The sequence below is a fragment of the Rickettsia endosymbiont of Hedychridium roseum genome (assembly GCF_964028255.1).
Taxonomy (GTDB): domain Bacteria; phylum Pseudomonadota; class Alphaproteobacteria; order Rickettsiales; family Rickettsiaceae; genus Rickettsia; species Rickettsia asembonensis.
Map to the genome: position 1 here is coordinate 915,072 of NZ_OZ034753.1, position 18,457 is coordinate 933,528.

Here is an 18,457-nt window from a genome sequence, read left to right on the forward strand (position 1 = left end):
CGGGAATGACATCGAACGCTTTTTCTGAACCACACTATACGCCTACAGGAATGACATACTACCTAGCACTATTAATATATATATCTCTAGCTTTTCTTAAAATTTTATCTTCAAGCGTGATAGCAAGATTTGAGGTGTTTTCATTAAGTACCCATTGTTTATTTTTAAGCATTTCTTCAAATACTTTCACTTCAATTGAATCAGGGCTTATTACATCGTCTTTGATAAATATATTGATTTTAAATCGAAAATTAGGATTAGAGTGCGGGCTATACCATTCCGTAATAATTACACCGCCGTTTGAGTCAGCTGATGCAAGAGGAGCAAAACTTATAGTCTCTAATGCTGCTTGCCAAAGATATTTATTAACCGAGCCTCCTACAGCTTTAGTAGATTCATTTTTTACCCTGCCTGGTCTAAAAACTAATCCTTCTTCACCTGCTATAGAACCTACTTCGTCCCATTTCTGTTCTCGTTCTGTTTTTGGATAATCATCCGCTAAGATACTAGTACTTATTGCACTAAGTATAATTACAAAAAATAATCCGATAATTTTTTTCATAACCAATATTTAATTAGGGTGCTTGAGGGAAATAATAGAGAAGCTTTGGCTATTAGTCAAAAATTATTTGAACTAATTATATGTCATTCCCACCTCCTTTTATGTCATTCCTATACCCCTCTATGTCATTACCGCGGAAGCGGGAATCTTTCGTTGTCATACCGCGACTTGATCGCGGTATCCAGCTAAAAATACTAAAATTATTAATACTTTAAGTGTTTTTTTGGATCCCGTGGTCAAGCCACAGGATGACACCGAGTGTGCTTTTTGATCCACGCAACAATGCCTTGCATGAATGACATACAGCTACTCTACACCTTAACTGGCATGACGACAAAAATATCTTTAGGGTTCTCAGGAAATTTAATAAGTACCGGTGCTGAAACATCTGAAAAATATAGTTCTACTAAATCCGACTTCACGGCTTTTAAGACATCTTCCAAATATTGCGGATTAAAGCCTATAGCTAAAGACTCATCACTATTATATTCATAAAAACTTTCCTTATCTTGTGAAGAATTAATAACCTCTTTTGCGTTACCTCTTGCTTCACCGATGGCACTAATCTCTAAGGTTTCACGAGATAACGATAATTTTACCGCTCTAAATTTTTCAACGGTTATTATCGCTATCCTTTCTATACTATCTGCAAATATTTTTCGATTAATTACTAATTTTGAACTGCTGCTTTCCGGAATAAAAGCACTATAATCAGGGAAAGTACCGTCTATAAGCTTTGATAGCATAATAGTATTTTCGTTACATATAAATTTAATCTTATTGCTACTTAATAAAATTTCTATATCTTCATTTATATTTTTAGGATCTTTAACTATTTTTAAAATTTCCTCTGCACTTTTTTGTGGTAATATAACTCCAAAATTCTTTATTTGTTTTTCTAATGTTACCCATGAAATTGAAAGCCTATGCCCATCGGTACTTGCCGAACAAAACTCTTTGTCTTTTATATGTAAATAAACACCATTTAAATTATAACGAGTTTCATCTAAAGAAATCGAAAATTTTGTCGATTCGATTATTTTAGCAAAATCCGTGCAGGAAATTTTAAAACTTGCTTCAGGATTAATACTATCCATTGGAGGAAAAGAACTAACCGGCAAAGTGAATAAATTAAATTTACAATTTTTTCCTTTGATTTCAAGTCCCGTTGTACCGAGATCTGTTAATGTAAGCTCGGAATCCGGAAGTTTTCGGACTATATCATTTAGAGTTTTCGTAGAAACGGTAAGTTCACCTTCAGTTACTACCTGTACTGCTATTTTTTGACTTAAGTACAAATCCATATTAGTAGAACTAAGCTCTAGATTGCCGTCTTTTGCCGATAATTTAATGTTTGCATATTCAGGTATTACATTACGTTTTTCAACAACGGAACTTGCAAACCCTAGGGACTGAACTAACGTTTTTGTTTCAACTATTAATTTTAACATATTGTTATTCTCTTAATGTTCCTTGAAATTTTTGCGAGATGGCAGTAACTAAATCTTTACTGAACGAATTTAAATCAGTATCAGATAATGTACGATCATCTGCTTGTAGCTCTATTTTAACCGCTATAGATTTTTTACCTTCAGGTAATTTATCACCGCTATAAATATCAAATAATATAACTGATTTGACAAGCTTTTTATTAAAATTATTTATATATGATATTATTTCACCGACTCTATGATCTTGATCAACAATGAATGCGTAATCTCTAAAATTAGCTTGGAAATCCGATACTGCAAATTCGTCTCTTTTACCGAATTTAGCTTTTATCAACGGCAAATTTGTAATATTTAGCTCGAATGCAAATATTTCTTGATTAATATCGTAATATTTCAAGATTTTAGGGTGTATCTGTCCAAAATGACCTAATAAATTTTTACCAAGCCCTATATTTACTGCTCTAGTTGGATGATAATATTGTGGCAATGCTGTCCCATTTGTTGCTATACATTTATCTATAGATAGTCCTGCATAATCCACTACCAGCTCTAAATCACCTTTAAGATCAAAAACATCATAGCCTCGTCCAAGCGAATGAGGATTTTTATTATTATATGAACCGCTTACAATTGCCGTTAAATAAGTTGCTTCCGTATTTAAATCTATAAAACTCGGTCCAACTTCAAAAAAAGCTATATCTTTTATAGAGCGTGCTAGATTTTTACTTACTATACTTAACAAATTCGGCAGTATAGTAGGACGCATATAATTGTCTCCTATACTAATAGGATTAAGCAAAAATAACTCTTCTTTTAATTCAGCAAACAACTTTGCATCTTCACTACTCATAAAAGAGTTAGTTACTACCTCATCATAGCCTTTGCTTGCTAATATCCTTTTAAAACTAGATATTCTTTTATGCTCTCTTAGCTTATTATTATCTTGGTCTAGTTCGGGTAATTTTATACTCTCTATTTTATCATAGCCGTAAATACGAGCGATTTCTTCAGCTATATCTTCTAAAATAGTTATATCATGACGCCAAGAAGGAGCTATTACCTTTATAATCTCACCTTTAACATCAGTAATAAATCCTAGTTCATTTAATATAGCTTCTATCTCTTTGATATTTAATTTAATTCCCGTAATTTTTTCTAAATAATATGCTGAAAAATCTAAAGGTTTTTTTTGCGGCTCTTTCTCACCGAATTTCACTACTTCCGATACTTCACCGTTTCCGCATATTGACAAAATAAGATTAGTCGCTATGTCTAAAGCTTTTTCCGTAAAATTTCTATCGATATTACGCTCATTACGATATCTAGCATCCGTATCAATTTGAAATCTTCGCCCGCTAGCTGCAACCATTTTAGCATTAAAACATGCAGCTTCCAGTATTATATTAGTCGTACTATCAGTACAACTACTCTTAGCCCCGCCAATGACACCGGCAAGACCTTGAATACCGCTTTCATCTTTTATAGCTAAATCATTTTCAGTAAGTAAATATTCTTTGCCGTTTAGAGCGTGGAAAGTAACTGCGTCATCCTTGTCATCCCCTGGTCTAGTGTCATCCTGCGGCTTGACCACGGGATCCATAAAACAACTTACCGCATTAGTAATTTCATTGGATCCCGCGGTCAAGCCGCGGGATGACAATTGCCCTTCCTCGCAATGACGTGCTACACTAATCCCCTCTTTTATCCTATCCGCATCATAAGCATGCATCGGCTGCCCAAAGCTATAAGAAATATAATTTGTTACATCCACTAAGCTTGAAATAGTTTTTACCCCGACATTTTTTAATAATTTCCGTAACCAATCAGGGCTTGGTTTATTTTTTAAATTTCTTATTTCTCTAAAAGTAAATAAAGGGCAGGCTTCTTTGTCTTGCACGTTAAGCTTCATTTTAGAAGTAAATGTACTTTTTATTTCCGGGATTTCTAGCTCTTTAAGTATTCCTATTCCTTTAGCTGCTAAATCTCTTGCGATACCGTAAACTCCAAGTGCATCACCACGATTAGGAGTAACGTTAATAATAAATATAGGATCATCTAAACCGTAATATTTAGTAAAATTCTCTCCAACTACGGCATCTTCAGATAGCTCTATAATCCCTTCAGACTCTGAAGCTAGCAGTAATTCCTCTTCAGAGCAAAGCATACCGCAGCTTTTTTCACCTCTAATAATAGATTCCTTAATTTTAAACTTACCGTTTGGTATTTCTATTCCGATATTTGCAAGTACTACTTTTATACCTGCTCTTGCATTACTCGCACCACAAACTATTTGTCGCATACCGCTTTTAGTCTCAACATCACAAAGTTTTAACTTATCGGCTGACGGGTGAGGTTTAGTACTTGCTATATATGCTACTTCAAACTTTTGTAGCTCTGCCGCTTTATCTATCACCTCTTCTACTTCAAGACCAATAGCTGTTAGGACTTCGGCAATTTCAGTAACTGAAGCCGATGTCTCTAAAAATTGTTTTAACCATGATAACGTAAATTTCATTTCGTAAGCCCTCCTGCTAAATTTGGCATATCAAAGCTCCCAAAATTATAATGTTTAAGCCAACGCATATCTCCTTCAAAAAATTGTCTTAAATCTTTGATATTATATTTTAGCATTGCAAAACGCTCTACCCCAAGCCCAAAAGCAAAACCTTGATACTCGCTGCTATCGATACCGACATTTTTAAGCACGTTTGGATGGACCATCCCGCAACCGAGTACCTCAAGCCATTTATCGTTTTTATTCATCCGAATATCAACTTCGGCAGAAGGTTCGGTAAATGGGAAAAAGCTGGGTCTAAAACGTAATTCAATATTAGAATTTTCAAAAAAGCTTTTTATAAATTCCGTGATAACATATTTTAAATGCCCCATATTGATATTTTTATCAATAACAAGTCCTTCTATTTGGTGAAACATCGGCGTATGTGTCATATCCGAATCTGATCTATAAGTCCTACCCGGTGCTATAAACCTAAAAGGCGTTTTGTCGTTTTTCATAGCTCTAATCTGCACTGTTGAGGTATGAGTACGTAATAACAGCGGTTTATTATTTTCCTGACCTTTTAAATAAAAAGTATCATGCATTTGCCTTGCGGGATGGTCATCTTCAAAATTGAGAGCAGTAAAATTATGAAAATCATTCTCTATATTCGGTCCGTTTTCTATAGTAAAACCAAACTGCGAAAATACTTGTATTAACTCCTCCATGCATTGCGTTATTGGATGAATAGAGCCTTGCTTATATCTTCTTGCAGGGATTGTTAAATCAATTTTATCGGCAGCAAGTTTTAAATTTAGTTCCTGCTCCTCTAAAATTTCTTCTTTTGCTTTTATTATATTCTGTATTTTATCTTTTAATTTATTGATTTTTAAGCCGAATTCTTTACGTTCCTGTTCATTTAAACTACCTAGTTTTTTAAGCTCACCGGTCACTATACCGTTTTTGCCTAAAAATTCTACTTTATATTCTTGCAGATCTTTTAAGTTTTGTACTAATAAGATTTTTTCCTCAGCAAGTCTTAATATTGTTTCTATATTTTCCATGATTATTTTTTGTTTATTACTTCTTGAATTTTATACAGGTATACGAAGATCAACTTCAAAAAGAGCAAGAAGTCCACAAGACGAGGAGCGGAGCGTATACTTAATACGTGAGCACCGCAGTACTTGTAGGACGACGTAGCCAATTTTTGAAGTTCATCGAGTATACAACTCACACCTCATATGCCCTTCCTCTATCCCCACCAACTTCGCTTTAAATATCTGCCCTATTTCTAAAGGTTTATCTAACTTCACCGGAATAAAATTCTCGGTATGGGCAATATTATTATTCTCTACCAATAACTCTACTTTCTGACCTATATGCTTCTTAAAGAACTCAGATAGCTGATTCTGCCCCTCTTGTCTTAGAATTTCGGCTCTTTCTTTCCTTATAGCTTTCGGTACTTGCGGCATACGTGCTGCAGGCGTTCCTTCTCTTTCCGAATAAGGAAAAACATGTAAATATTGTAATTCCGCTTCTGAAATTAATTTTCTTGTATTTTCAAACATTTCAGGAGTTTCAGTCGGGAAACCTGCTATAATATCAGCTCCAAACGATACTTCCGGTCTTATAGCCCGCAACTTTCGACAAAACTCTATTACGTTTACCCTATTATGCCGTCTTTTCATACGTTTTAATATCATATCATCGCCTGCTTGCAAGCTAATATGAAAATGCGGCATTATTCTCTCACTATAAGCTATAAGCTCAAAAAGTTCATCATCTATTTCTGCAACATCTATTGAAGATAAACGAAGCCTTTTTAGTTCAGGCACTAAATTTAAAACTCGTTTAATCATTTGTGCAAATGTTGGACTTCCGGGTAAATCTGAACCGTAAGCCGTAACGTCAACACCGGTAAAAACTACTTCTTTAAAGCCGTTTAGTACTAAATGCTTTACCTGCTCTGCTATAGCTCCTATCGGTACTGATCTACTTTTACCTCTACCGTAAGGGATAATACAGAAAGTACAAAAATGATCACAACCGTTTTGTACCTGAATAAAAGCACGAGATTTACCGTCAAAGCTACTTACCAAATGACCTGCCGTTTCTTTCACCGACATTATATCGTTAACTGCTATTTTTTCATCCGTAATTTGGTAATAGCTAGGCAATAACTTCTCTTCATTACCTATAACCTTATCAACTTCCGGCATATTACCGTACATTTGTGGACTTGTTTGAGCACTACAACCGGTAACGATAATTTTTAAATCAGGATTATTTTTTTTAGCCTTGCGGATAGCTTGTCTTGCTTGTTTCTCAGCTGCTTTAGTTACTGCACAAGTATTGAATATTGCCACATTATCGATACCCGATAATTCCAAGTTTTTTCGTATTATCTCACTTTCGTAAATATTAAGTCTACAGCCGAATGTTACTACTTCTTGTCTTAAATTATTGCTCACAATAATATTCCCCACGTGCTACAAGCGTAGCTGCTCCTTGCATTATTATATTACCGTTTTCTTCTTTCATAGTAAGGCTGCCATGCTTAAATACTACCATACTTGGTGAATGGATAAAACCAAGCTTTAAACCGGCAGCAAAACTACCGCAAGCCCCGCTTCCGCAAGCAAGCGTTAACCCTGCTCCTCGCTCCCAAACGGATAAATAGATTTTATTATCTTTTACTTCAGCAAAATTAACGTTTACCCCATCTGCGAATAATTCCTTAGCCTGTAATTTTTCACCAACAATTTTTTGATCTTGAGGTTCTAACTTACTAAAAATAACCAAATGCGGATTACCTATATCAACACAAATAGTTTCCTTTAAATCAATCATATAACGCTCTGCGAGTTCCCAAATTTTATCACGGCTTGGCATCCAAGCTTCATTAAAACTAACCCTTCCTACATTAACGCTAATATTATTTTCATCTTCCACATTACATAGCAATTTTTTATTGCCTACCATTACAGTAATATCTTTCTTTCCCGTATCAAGATAAATTAACTTGGCTAAACATCTTGTAGCATTACCGCATAATTTAGCACTAGAGCCGTCTATATTATAGATAATCATCTCATAAAAATTATCATGCTCTTCATAAATAATAAACTGATCACAACCTATACCTGTATGACGATCAGCCATATTTTTTGCTAGCTTCGATAAATCATATGAATTTGCTAAATCTCGTTTGTTAACAATAACAAAATCATTACCAAGACCATGCATTTTTACAAAATTAATTTTACTAATCATAATGTTTTATATATTAGGAAATTGTATTATAGCAAATTATAGCAAATTTGCTATAATGAAGTTATTATATATAAAAATATAGACTATTATGCTAATTTCACGTTTCTTAGACCCTAAAAATAACTACGCATTTTTAAAAATTTTCGGCACGGAAAAAAACAAGGATATACTTATTCATTTCCTAAATGATATTTTGGGTTATACGGGAGAAGAAGTAATTACCGAAGTTACTTTTTTAAAAACTAACCAAGATCCTGATATTGCAGCTTATAGACAATCTATAGTAGATGTATTGTGCAAAGATAAACACGGTACTCAATTCATCGTAGAGATGCAAGTAAGTAAACATCCGGGCTTTGAGAAAAGAGCTCAACTTTATGCGGCAAAAGCCTATTCAAGGCAAATACTCAAAGAGGATGAGAATCATAAGAAAATGGCAGTATACGCAAAACTCCGAGGAGTAATATTCTTAGCTATTGCCGATTTTATTTCCCGATAAAAAAGATTGGAGATCAAATCATAGGCTTCTTGATACCAAGACTTACGAGAACGACTTACAAGATTTTTATTTTATTTTTTTAGAGCTTGAGAAATTTAATAAAGAATTAGATCAATTAGAGAATCTTCAAGAAAAATGGGCATATTTCTTTAAACATGCACATGAAAGCACTCTAGAAGAAATGGAGAGTTTAATAGGTCATGATTTTATTATTAAAAAAGCTTTTTATGCTTTAGATCAAGCTAGTTGGTCTGAAGAAGAGTTAAATACTTATGAAAAAATGATAAAAACCGAAATGGATAATTTAGCCGTAGAAGAACAAAAAATTATGGATGCTGAAGCTAAAGGAGAAGCAAGAGGAGAGACCAAAGGAGAAGCCAGGCAAAAAATTTCTATGGCTAAAAAAATGTTAGCAAAAAATAGACCTTTAGATGAAATTATGGAATTTACCGATTTAACAGAAGAAGAAATCGAAAAGTTAAAGTAATGAAGATACTTAATATTATGCTAAGTCGTGATCTTGGCGGAATTCAACAAGCATTTTTAGATTATAATGCAGCTCTTGAAATGCAAAAAATTGAGGTTATAAATATCACTTCTTACAAAGCAAAAATAAATTCTTTTCTACGTAAGACAAGTTTTAAACTACCTAACTTAGTACCGATTGATCCGTTATCGGTACTTATTCTTAAATATATAATCTACAAAATTAAGCCCGATATAATTATAGCACACGGTAATAGAGCAATAAATTTTAGTAAATTTGCTAAATCACAAAATATAAAATTAATCGGTATCGCTCATAATTATAGTTTAAAAGGACTACGTAAATGTGATTTTGTTATTGCCTTGACGCATCATATGAAAGAATTTTTACTAAAAAATAACTTTGCTGAATCTAGGATATGCACCTTACCGAATATGATAAATATTTCTAAAGACTTTACTCCAAATAAAACATATAGAAAACCTATCGTAATTGGTGTACTAGCAAGATTTGTAGCTAAAAAAGGTGTTGATGTTTTTATTAATGCTATAAAAATTTTAAAAGAAACAAAATATGATATTCAAGCTGTTATAGGTGGAAGCGGTGAGGAAAAAGATAATTTAATTGCTTTAGCACGTAAACTTAATTTACAAGATCAAATATCATTTATGGGATGGGTTAACGATAGAGATAAATTCTTTAAACAAATAGATATTTTTTGTTTAACGTCTCTTCATGAACCATTTGGAATTATAGTGCTTGAAGCAATGGAGGCAAGCGTTCCTATCGTTAGTACAGATACTGAAGGACCTGCAGAAATCTTAAAGCATATGCAAGACGGGCTTATTTGTAAAGCCGACTCTGCTGAAGATTTAGCAGAAAAAATTGTCTATCTAATAGATAACCCTATAAAAGCAAAAGAATTTTCTAAAAACGCCTACCTTACTCTCAAACAAAATTATGATATTAAAGTTGTTTCTGAAAAGTTACAGCATATTTTAGAAAGCTTGATATAAGCGAATTTTGCAGGATTCGCCTGTGCTCACGTATTTTTTATACGCTGTGCAGGTTCACCTTTAAATTCATCTTATCTAAAGCTTTCTAAAATATGCTGTAGCAACATTATTACATAGTTTAAAATATAGTTAGTTGAAAAAAATAATAGTCTATATTGACATAATAGTTTAAAGATTCATAATTAAAATTAAGTAATGTTAATTTATTTTAATGAATCTATCTTGTATCGCTTTATTGCCACTACTGCACTCCTCTATGTCATTCCCGCGAAAGCGGGAATCCAGTAAAACATATAAAAACTTGTTTTTGTATGTTTATTTTATCAAATATGTAATTTTTGCTCTAATATTAAGATTACTATTTTTGGATTCCCGCTTTCGCGGGAATGACATAAAAGGTAACAGGAATGACATAGAGGAACGCAAGGATGACATAAAAAGGTCTAGAAATAACATACCTGCTATATCAATTTTTATATTCCTGTTATGTAGTTGTAGTACTAAACAAAATAATACTATCCCTAACCTCCCATTACTACTACTTGGAATAATTATTCTTTAGCACAAAAAGATAATATGCCGCAGCAATGGTGGCTACAATTTAACGATCCGGTATTAAATCAGCTAATCGAAGAATCTTTAACCGGTAACTCGGATATTGAGTTGGCAATGAGTAATGTACTTGCTGCAAAAGCACAGCTTAACCTTGTTAATTCTTATAGATTTCCACAAATCAATTTACAGGGAGGAGTAAATCGAACAAAAAATAGCAAGAAAACAAAAGCACCAAATGAGCCAAAATTTTCTAATAATTTTGGACTAGCAAGCGTGCTTAATTATGAGCTGGATTTATGGGGAGCTGCTGCAAATGCTAGCGAATCGGCTAAAAAAACTTTCCTTGCAAGCGAGTATAGCAAGGCAGCGGTACGTTTATCAGTTATAAGTAACGTCACTATAAGTTACTTTAATCTTTTAGCATTAGACAAACAAATCTATCTAACTGAAAAGCTAATTGAGGCTCAAACGGAAATTTATAAATTAAATCAGAAATTATATAATCTTGGTGTGGGTGATTTAATATCGGTTAGCGAAGCTGCTTCCGAGCTTGCACTTACTAATTTATCATTACCGCCTTTAAAACAACAAAGACATGAGCAGGAAACCACTTTGAAAATTTTAGTAGGTAGGACTCCTGAAAATATAGTAAACGGCTTAATTTATCGTAATAAACCAATAGATTACTTTCCTGCTATACCGGTATTACCTAAAATATTACCGTCAGAACTTTTAGAGCAAAGACCGGATATTAAAGCAGCAGAGCAGAATTTACTAGCAGCAGATGCAAACTTAAAAGCAATAAAAGCTACTTATTTTCCACAAATTTCTTTAACAGGTTTATTAGGATTCGGTAGCAATAAACTTAATACTCTATTTACTAACTCGGCACAAGTATGGCAGGTAGGCGGCAACATAGCAGGACCTATTTTTGATTTTGGCAAAACTAGAGCTAATGTACAAATTGCCGAAAGTGTTAAAGAACAATATATAGCACAATATAAATCATTAGTACGCACAGCTTTTGGGGAAGTTATGGATGCTTTATCGTTTGAACAAACATCAAACAGTAATTTTCATATTTGGCAATAAAATGAAGCAGCTTTAACATCTATATTTAAGCTTACTGATCAGCGTTATAAACGAGGTAAATAGATTACTTAACAGTGCTTACAGCTAAACAAAACGTACTACAAAACGAAATTGACGGGGTGGCTATAAAACTTTCACAGCTAAGTTCTATGGTTAATATTTTCCATGCACTCGGAGGGGAGTGGTGAAAATGTCATACCGCGGCTTGACCGCGGTATCTCAGAACACAGCATATTTTTAAAAGATCCCGTGGTCCAAGCCACGGGATGACATTAACCTAGGTTAAAACAATGCTTAAAACAATAATGCGGAATTTGATATTGATAACATTACTAGCACTAATGGTAATATTAGTATTTTGGGTAATAAAGCATCATCATAAAAGTAATAAACAAACAATAATAGCAGCTCCGGTTGAGGTAACAAAAGTTATCAGAAAAGACGTACCTTATGTGATAGAACTTGCAGGAGCAGCTGAAACTTACCAAAGTGCCGATATTAGACCCCAAGTTACAGGACAAATATTAAGTGTAAATTTTGATGATGGACAAGAAGTAAAAGCAGGTGATTTATTATATGAAATCGATTCTCGTCCGTTTCAAAATCAATTACAACAAGCACAAGCAAATTTACTAAGTGATACTTATAACCTCGAAAATGCTATAAAAGAAGAAGCAAGATATCGTGCTTTATATGAAGAAAAAGCCGTCTCGGAAGAGTAATATTTACAGATGCTAACTAATATGAATATGCTTAAAGCCGCTGTTGAGCGAGATAAAGCAATTATTGCAGATGCTAATTTACAAATCGAGTATTCAAAAATAGTAGCTCCTTTTGACGGTAAACTTAGTGAGAGTAATGTAGATATAGGTGATTTAGTGTCACCGGATTTTGCAAGTCTTGTCACTATAAATACCATCTCACCTATTTATGTCAGTTTTTCCGTACCTGAAGAATATCTAGATCATATTAATAAATCTCAAAAATCTAATGACTTGGCTTTGACGGTTAGAACTGTAAACAATCAGGAAATTAAAGACGGTGAGATAGTGTTTGTCGATAATGCAATTGATCCAAATAGCGGTACTATCAAAGTCAAAGCAACATTACTTAATAATGATGAAATATTATGGCCTGGGCAGTTCGTGCGTGTATCTTTAACAATCTATACCGAAAAAGATGCTCTAATAGTTCCGTCTAAGGCAATGCAAACTAACGATCAAGGACCTTATGTATTTGTCGTCGACAAAGAGAATAAAGCAGTGGTCAAGAATATAGATATAGTTTTTTCTAACGATGATTTTATTGTTATTAAAAGGGGTATAGATGAGGGAGGAACAATGATAACCAACGGGCAGCTACGACTATCTAACGGAACAGAGGTGAGCGTTAGGGAATAAGATGTCATCCCCGCGTAGCATTGTTGCGTGGATACCGATGTCATTCCCGCTTCCGCGGGAATGACATAAAAATACGGGAATGACATAAAACGATTCACACGGGCAATACCTCTCTTCGCAATGACGGAAAAAAATATAAAACAGGAGAAAAATAATTGGGTATTTCAGAAATTTATGGCTCTGGATATATAAGTGTGTAAATTCTAAAATAGGCATTAAATTCGCCCCTCAAATTTTATCAAAAAGTGAGCCATGTCCTCTCCCCAATTTTGGATAGGCATATTCCATTTTCGCGTAATATAGTCAATTGTCAAGTACAAAGTCTTAAATACAGAGTCGTCGTTAGGAAAACCCCTTTTGTTATTAGTAACCTTGCGTAATTGACTATTTAAACCTTCGATTGCATTGGTTGTATAAATGATACGCCTAATCACTTCTGGGTATTGTAAAAAAATTATCAAATTCTGCCAATTATTTTGCCATGATTTTGCAATATGTGGGTACTGTTTGCCCCATTTCATATCAAAATCAGATAAGGCAGTAAGTGCTTCATCCTCAGTGATAGAGCTGTATACTAGCTTCAAATCTGCTGCAAGTTCTTTACGATCTTTATAGCTTACATATGACAAACTATTTCTGATTTGATGTACAATGCACAGCTGATGCTCAGTTTGTGGATATACTGCAGATATCGCCTCACTCATGCCCGTTAGATTATCGCTACAAGCAATTAAGATATCTTTTAATCCCCTGTCTTTCATTTCAGTAAAATTATTTAACCAAAATTTAGCTCCCTCATTCTCGCTAATACACAAGCCTAAAATATCTTTCCTTCCGGTTAAATCTACACCTAAAGCTACATATACTGCCTTATTGATAATTCTCTTATCTTGACGTACTTTAACTATAAGTGCATCAAAATATACTATAGCATATATGGCTTCCAGAGGCCTATTCTGCCAACTCCTGACCTCATCCATAACATTATCGGTAACCCGACTAATAAGGCTTTCACTGTTCTCTGCACCATATAGCTTATGAATCTGAATCTTAATGTCAGAGAGGCTCATCCCTTTAGCATATAAGGATAATATCTTCTGATCTAATCCATCAATCCTAGTCTGACGCTTTGGCACTAGTACAGGAGAAAATTCAGCATTTCTATCACGTGGTACTTCAAGTTCCAATACTCCACCTTCAGTAATTAGGCTTTTTTTGCATACACCATTTCTACTATTGTCAGTCTCTATCCTGCCATATTTGTTATAGACAAGATGCTCATCCATCTCAGCTTTTAAGGCTCTTTCAAATATATTTTTAGTTAACTGCTTTAATATCCCGTCTTTGGCAAAAAAACTCGTTAAATCAGTATCTTTATCTATTAGCAAATCTACTGCTTGTTTTATCTTCTCTTGGTTACTGTTACTCATGTTATTCCTGATAAATTATATTATTGTTAATATAACCTATCCTAGAAATTTACACACTTAGTGAGACAGCACCTTTTTTTATTTCATTTTGCATAAGTTACCTATCTAGTGTCACCCCGTGGCTTGAACACGGGGTCCATAAAACAATTTAAAAAGACTGGATACCGTGGTCAAGCCACGGTATGACAAATCTCTACTAAGTCATCGCAACACTCATCACATATACCGACCCTGCCCCCGCTTGTCGTAAAATTTTAGCACATTCATTTATAGTAACACCGGTGGTAACGACATCATCGACTAATAAGATTTTTTTACTTACAATATTATATTTTGTGTTAAATTTGATACTACCCTTTATATTATTTTTGCGTTGTTTTCGTGAAAGAAAAGTCTGAGACTTGGTCCATTTTGATTTAGTTAAAATATCGGCTTTTAACATTTTATCGGTAACTTTTGCAATTTCCATAGCTAAAATATGAGCAGGATTATACATTCGTAGTAACCTCTTAAATCTATTCATAGGTACAGGTATGATTAAATCAATATCTTTTATATCCTCGCTATATCTATTATATAAAAGCTTAGCAAATATCGTCTTATCCTGATATTTAAACTGATGAACTATTTTTTTGCTATGCTCATTAAACTTAAATAGGCTGCGAGCTAGATCATAATTAGGCTTGTTGCTATAACAACGCCCACAAATACAGTTATCTAAGATTTTTATACTAAATCTTTGTCCGCATATAATGCAATAGGGTCTTGCTATAAACTCTAGCTTCTTCCAACAATCGCTACAAAATTCAGCGTTCCCCCCTAATATTTCCGAACATCTTAAACATCTCTGTGGCAAGATATAGTCTATTACACTATTATAAGCTTTAACTAACAACTAAACTCCTCTTGAAGATTCTTGTTTCTTAGATGCACTTCTTCCTGTTGGTAGTGGCGATATATTATTACTGCGAGAAGTAACCTTACCGTGCGTTAAACTTCCTGCATATGATGGACTTTTTCTTCCGCTTTAGCAATTTTAGGAGTTTTCGGCTTTTGAATATTAGGAGTAATAAGAACGTTACTAGATTTCTGCTCTTCCTTTTTACCGTATATTTCTTTTAAATCACCAAATTGCGATTCAACAAAGTAACCGACTCCTGCTTTTACTGCTGATTTAGCTTTTTCAAAATTAGTTTTTTCAGCAGGAGGAGCAAATTCAGGTCTCTCTGCAACCTTTGCTCTAGTTACATTAAAATGTTCTTTTAGCTGCCCCTGACTTAATTGATCAATTTTAGGGGTTGTAGCTAAAAACTCTTCTAAGGCTTTGGTATCTATTTTTGCTTGCCTTTCTTTTTCAAGCAAGTCTTTCTTATCTTCATAATTTCCTATTGATGTTTTTAAACTATTTATTTGGTTTATTTTATCTTTTTTTCGTTCCATACGTACTAATTTTGTGTCTGCTTCACCTATAACATTACTTCCTCCTCCAATAAGACCAGCTGCTAAACCGGTTATAATACCACCTGCTGAACTTGCTTGTGCCACTAACGCTGCTACTTCTAAAACATTATCCCGAACTGCTTTTAAAATTTCTTTAGTTCTCGTAGTATTTAACTTTTTAGGTTCAAGAGTTTCTTGATAAATTTTAGGTAATTTAGTATCCAAAAAATTTTTAAGTGCAGGACTATCTTTTCCTTTATCTATTTGAGTAGCAACTACTAACTCTGCTTGCTTTACATAATTAGCTTTAATATTTTCTAAAGTTTTTTTCTCTCTATATAAATGCTTATCTTCTCTTACTTCTAAAGTTTCTTTTCCGACATTATAAGCAACGGCTGATAAAGAAAGTGCAGCAAGACCAAGTCCAACCGGCGTCGGGTTAAGGGCTAACGACACCATGACACCACCAATTTTTGCCGTACGTTTTACTGCCTTACTACCCAATGTTTTATATGTTGTCTCTAATACATTTGCTGCCCTTTCAGCACCCGGTAAAGTTTTTATTTTATCAAGCACCTTATCGGCAATACCAGGGCTTGGGGGACCTTTTTCTTTAATTTTTGCACCTTGCTGAAGTTTATCAACCGGATCATAAGCTTTTGCTACTTTTTCTCCAACGTTAATTACTCCTTCTACTATATGAGCAGGACTAGCGATAACTTTACTACCCTCCTTTACCACTTCGATTGCTACTCCACTTGCAGCGATTCCGGCACGAGCAACTCTAGCACCGTAAAGTGCCGTATCCTCTTTCAGCGTTCTTTTTCCTACCGGCTTATTTTGCGATTGCCGTTCCTGTGGAGGCTCAGAAGCTTTTGTTTGTGCTGCTTCTAAAGGCTCTACTCTTTCAGGAGTATTTATTGAAGATTTAAGCTTATTATCTTCTGCTGCATTTTTTACTCCTTCTTCAGGAACATTAATAGATGATTTACTGCTTAAATTTTCTTTACTCATACATATCTCATAAAATTATGTTCTATGTTATTTCACATTCGATGTCATTTTCGCTTTTAATTTTAAAAATTTACTGTATTTATATTTTTTTTCTGAATTCCCGCCTACGCGGGAATGACATAGGAACACTCACCTCTTCCCCATCGCATAGCTAGTAATGAAGTTTTTTATAGGCTTAAAGTTATTTATCGCCTTAAATCCTATTTGTCTTAAACATCTTAAATTTTTGGAATAATTTAAAAAAATATTATTTAACTCATCAGTCAGCTTATACATAATAAAATTATCCTCTTGCCTTAGCTTTTGATATTCTTGTAATGTACCGTTATTACTAACAATCATACTCAAAGTCTCTATATCCTTTATGCCCTGATTAAGCCCCTGTCCTGCTAAAGGATGTACTGTGTGAGCAGTGTCGGCAATAAGCACTATCTTATTATGAAAATATCTATTTGCTATACGAGCTTTTAGCGGAAAACTACTAATCTCACTATCAATAGTAATTTTACCTAAAGAATTACCGGCATTTCTTTGAGTTAAAAATCTAACTTCTTCTACAGGCAAATTAACAATTAAAGCAGCCTGTTCAGAAGAAGTTGACCATATTACGGATGAAGCATATTGATTTTTTAAAGGCAGCAAAGCAAAAGGACCAAGCGGCAGGAAATGCTCCATAGCACAATTTTCATGCGGATTTTTATGCTTAATATTAAATGTAAGAGCAGTTTGATAAGGTTTCTCAATTTCATTAGCAAAGTAATGAGATCTCACTTTTGAATTTGCTCCGTCACATATAATTAATAAATTACACTTAATTTGTTTATCATCAAATTTTATAATAGAGTAGTCATTATGGCTTATAACCTCTTGATATTGATTATTATCAATTAATGTTATCAAAGAATTATTAGTTATTTTTGACAATAGTATTTTTTTTAAATCACTATTCTTAACCACATATCCAAGTACAGCGTCATCGTCATTTCGTAAGTCTAATATCTCTGAGGCCTTATTATCTACTACATATACGTCTTGCATTTTTGCCACAAACTTTTCAAGCTCTTCCCATATATCAATAAAGAATAAGAAATTTTTAGAATGCGGCGTTAAAGCAGTAGTTCTTATATCTTTAAAAAACTCTGGACTTTTTACCGATTTACTCTCGAATATAGTAGTTTTTATACCCTTTTGTGCAAAAGAAAGTGCAGTTAGCATACCGCTCAAGCCACATCCTAAGATTATTAGACCTCTTGCATAACTTGTTTCTAAAGGTAATTTGTACGTCAATCCGATGCTCGAATCCTCACGTACTAAGTTGTACGCTGCGGTTCTGCGCTTCGTGTTTCCTTCAAATTCCTCTTTATTAACTACGTTATGCAAGAGGTCTATTGTATCAATCTGTTTTGTTTTCATTTGACTCATTTATAAAATATTTTAAATATCCGTTTGTTGCTATAAAGCTTAAAAGAAAGTAAATAATTGCTATATCCAAATATGAACTATTGCCTGAGTATAAGCCTAAACAGCAAATAAATAAACTCACTAAAGTCGTGAAGCTATTTAAAATCAATAAATTTGTAAAAATATCTGTTTTTTTGATAAATAGGTAGGTTATTAAGCAAATAAATAATGAAATAATAATTAAAAAGATGTTAAGCATAATTTTTAAAATTGGTTTTACTGCTTGTTAGAGGCTTTGTTGTATAAGTCTGATGTCATACCGTGGCTTGACCACGGT

Annotated in this window: 18 protein-coding genes and 5 pseudogenes; 7 read left to right on the forward strand and 16 right to left on the reverse strand. The window is 33.7% G+C overall.

Annotated features, from left to right (window positions below; all coding sequences use genetic code 11):
• Positions 1–58: 58 nt before the first annotated feature.
• Entirely contained in the window at positions 59–562 is a 504-nt protein-coding gene (locus tag AC5587_RS05375; RefSeq protein WP_410526477.1) for a DUF3576 domain-containing protein, read from the reverse strand.
• A gap of 80 nt (positions 563–642) precedes the next feature.
• On the opposite strand from AC5587_RS05375, the gene AC5587_RS05380 reads away from it, so the two are divergent.
• The gene (locus tag AC5587_RS05380; protein ID WP_499163036.1) at positions 643–777 is read left to right on the forward strand and encodes a hypothetical protein; all 135 of its coding nucleotides are present in this window, start codon (positions 643–645) and stop codon (positions 775–777) included.
• On the opposite strand, the gene AC5587_RS05385 is transcribed toward AC5587_RS05380, so the two are convergent.
• The 6 genes from AC5587_RS05385 to dapF form a co-directional block, all read right to left on the reverse strand.
• Positions 774–899, reverse strand: a complete 126-nt coding sequence (locus tag AC5587_RS05385; protein ID WP_499163037.1) for a hypothetical protein — start codon at positions 897–899, stop codon at positions 774–776. The genes AC5587_RS05380 and AC5587_RS05385 overlap by 4 nt on opposite strands.
• The gene (gene dnaN / locus AC5587_RS05390) at positions 874–2,013 is read right to left on the reverse strand and encodes a DNA polymerase III subunit beta (protein WP_499162057.1); all 1,140 of its coding nucleotides are present in this window, start codon (positions 2,011–2,013) and stop codon (positions 874–876) included. The genes AC5587_RS05385 and dnaN overlap by 26 nt, the downstream gene beginning before the upstream one ends.
• Before the next feature lie 4 nt (positions 2,014–2,017).
• The gene (gene pheT, locus AC5587_RS05395) at positions 2,018–4,528 is read right to left on the reverse strand and encodes a phenylalanine--tRNA ligase subunit beta (protein WP_499162058.1); all 2,511 of its coding nucleotides are present in this window, start codon (positions 4,526–4,528) and stop codon (positions 2,018–2,020) included.
• Positions 4,525–5,574 (reverse strand): phenylalanine--tRNA ligase subunit alpha, encoded by a 1,050-nt coding sequence (gene pheS, locus AC5587_RS05400; RefSeq protein WP_499162060.1) that lies wholly within the window; start codon positions 5,572–5,574, stop codon positions 4,525–4,527. Before pheS ends, pheT begins: the two co-directional genes overlap by 4 nt.
• A 153-nt stretch (positions 5,575–5,727) precedes the next feature.
• A complete protein-coding gene (mtaB, locus tag AC5587_RS05405; protein WP_499162062.1) occupies positions 5,728–6,999 on the reverse strand; it encodes a tRNA (N(6)-L-threonylcarbamoyladenosine(37)-C(2))-methylthiotransferase MtaB in 1,272 nt (423 codons plus the stop codon).
• Positions 6,974–7,786, reverse strand: coding sequence for a diaminopimelate epimerase (gene dapF / locus AC5587_RS05410; protein WP_410526472.1), 813 nt, complete (start codon positions 7,784–7,786; stop codon positions 6,974–6,976). Before dapF ends, mtaB begins: the two co-directional genes overlap by 26 nt.
• Positions 7,787–7,874: 88 nt before the next feature.
• Between dapF and AC5587_RS05415 the strand changes: the two are divergent.
• Positions 7,875–8,772 (forward strand): annotated as a pseudogene (locus tag AC5587_RS05415) (Rpn family recombination-promoting nuclease/putative transposase).
• The gene (locus AC5587_RS05420; RefSeq protein WP_499162064.1) at positions 8,772–9,788 is read left to right on the forward strand and encodes a glycosyltransferase family 4 protein; all 1,017 of its coding nucleotides are present in this window, start codon (positions 8,772–8,774) and stop codon (positions 9,786–9,788) included. The pseudogene AC5587_RS05415 and the gene AC5587_RS05420 overlap by 1 nt, the downstream one beginning before the upstream one ends.
• On the opposite strand, the pseudogene AC5587_RS05425 reads toward AC5587_RS05420, so the two are convergent.
• A pseudogene (locus tag AC5587_RS05425) lies at positions 9,742–9,889 on the reverse strand (palindromic element RPE3 domain-containing protein); the annotation flags it as partial. The gene AC5587_RS05420 and the pseudogene AC5587_RS05425 overlap by 47 nt on opposite strands.
• A 155-nt stretch (positions 9,890–10,044) precedes the next feature.
• Here AC5587_RS05425 and AC5587_RS05430 point away from each other — a divergent pair.
• The 4 genes from AC5587_RS05430 (at position 10,045) to AC5587_RS05445 (ending at position 12,835) form a co-directional block, all read left to right on the forward strand.
• Positions 10,045–10,350 (forward strand): hypothetical protein, encoded by a 306-nt coding sequence (locus tag AC5587_RS05430; protein WP_499162066.1) that lies wholly within the window; start codon positions 10,045–10,047, stop codon positions 10,348–10,350.
• A gap of 14 nt (positions 10,351–10,364) precedes the next feature.
• The gene (locus tag AC5587_RS05435) at positions 10,365–11,435 is read left to right on the forward strand and encodes an efflux transporter outer membrane subunit (RefSeq protein WP_499162067.1); all 1,071 of its coding nucleotides are present in this window, start codon (positions 10,365–10,367) and stop codon (positions 11,433–11,435) included.
• Positions 11,436–11,725: 290 nt separating this feature from the next.
• Entirely contained in the window at positions 11,726–12,157 is a 432-nt protein-coding gene (locus tag AC5587_RS05440; RefSeq protein ID WP_499162068.1) for an efflux RND transporter periplasmic adaptor subunit, read from the forward strand.
• 9 nt (positions 12,158–12,166) lie between these two features.
• On the forward strand, positions 12,167–12,835 hold the full coding sequence (locus tag AC5587_RS05445; RefSeq protein ID WP_499162070.1) for an efflux RND transporter periplasmic adaptor subunit: 669 nt from the start codon (positions 12,167–12,169) through the stop codon (positions 12,833–12,835).
• Here AC5587_RS05445 and AC5587_RS05450 read toward each other — a convergent pair.
• From AC5587_RS05450 to AC5587_RS05485, 8 genes and pseudogenes are all read right to left on the reverse strand, one after another.
• Complete coding sequence (locus AC5587_RS05450) at positions 12,800–13,051, reverse strand: hypothetical protein (protein WP_499162072.1); 252 nt, start codon at positions 13,049–13,051, stop codon at positions 12,800–12,802. The genes AC5587_RS05445 and AC5587_RS05450 overlap by 36 nt on opposite strands.
• Complete coding sequence (locus tag AC5587_RS05455; protein WP_499162074.1) at positions 13,051–14,265, reverse strand: IS256 family transposase; 1,215 nt, start codon at positions 14,263–14,265, stop codon at positions 13,051–13,053. The genes AC5587_RS05450 and AC5587_RS05455 overlap by 1 nt, the downstream gene beginning before the upstream one ends.
• A gap of 229 nt (positions 14,266–14,494) precedes the next feature.
• Positions 14,495–14,761: pseudogene (locus AC5587_RS05460) on the reverse strand (ComF family protein); the annotation flags it as partial.
• A 258-nt stretch (positions 14,762–15,019) separates the two neighbouring features.
• Positions 15,020–15,160, reverse strand: a pseudogene (locus tag AC5587_RS05465) (double zinc ribbon domain-containing protein); the annotation flags it as partial.
• A gap of 95 nt (positions 15,161–15,255) precedes the next feature.
• Positions 15,256–16,446 (reverse strand): hypothetical protein, encoded by a 1,191-nt coding sequence (locus tag AC5587_RS05470; RefSeq protein ID WP_499162075.1) that lies wholly within the window; start codon positions 16,444–16,446, stop codon positions 15,256–15,258.
• A gap of 8 nt (positions 16,447–16,454) precedes the next feature.
• Positions 16,455–16,719, reverse strand: a pseudogene (locus AC5587_RS05475) (hypothetical protein).
• A gap of 129 nt (positions 16,720–16,848) precedes the next feature.
• Complete coding sequence (ubiH, locus tag AC5587_RS05480; RefSeq protein ID WP_499162076.1) at positions 16,849–18,132, reverse strand: 2-octaprenyl-6-methoxyphenyl hydroxylase; 1,284 nt, start codon at positions 18,130–18,132, stop codon at positions 16,849–16,851.
• On the reverse strand, positions 18,113–18,379 hold the full coding sequence (locus AC5587_RS05485; RefSeq protein WP_410527934.1) for a monovalent cation/H+ antiporter complex subunit F: 267 nt from the start codon (positions 18,377–18,379) through the stop codon (positions 18,113–18,115). The genes ubiH and AC5587_RS05485 overlap by 20 nt, the downstream gene beginning before the upstream one ends.
• Between the last annotated feature and the right edge of the window lie 78 nt (positions 18,380–18,457).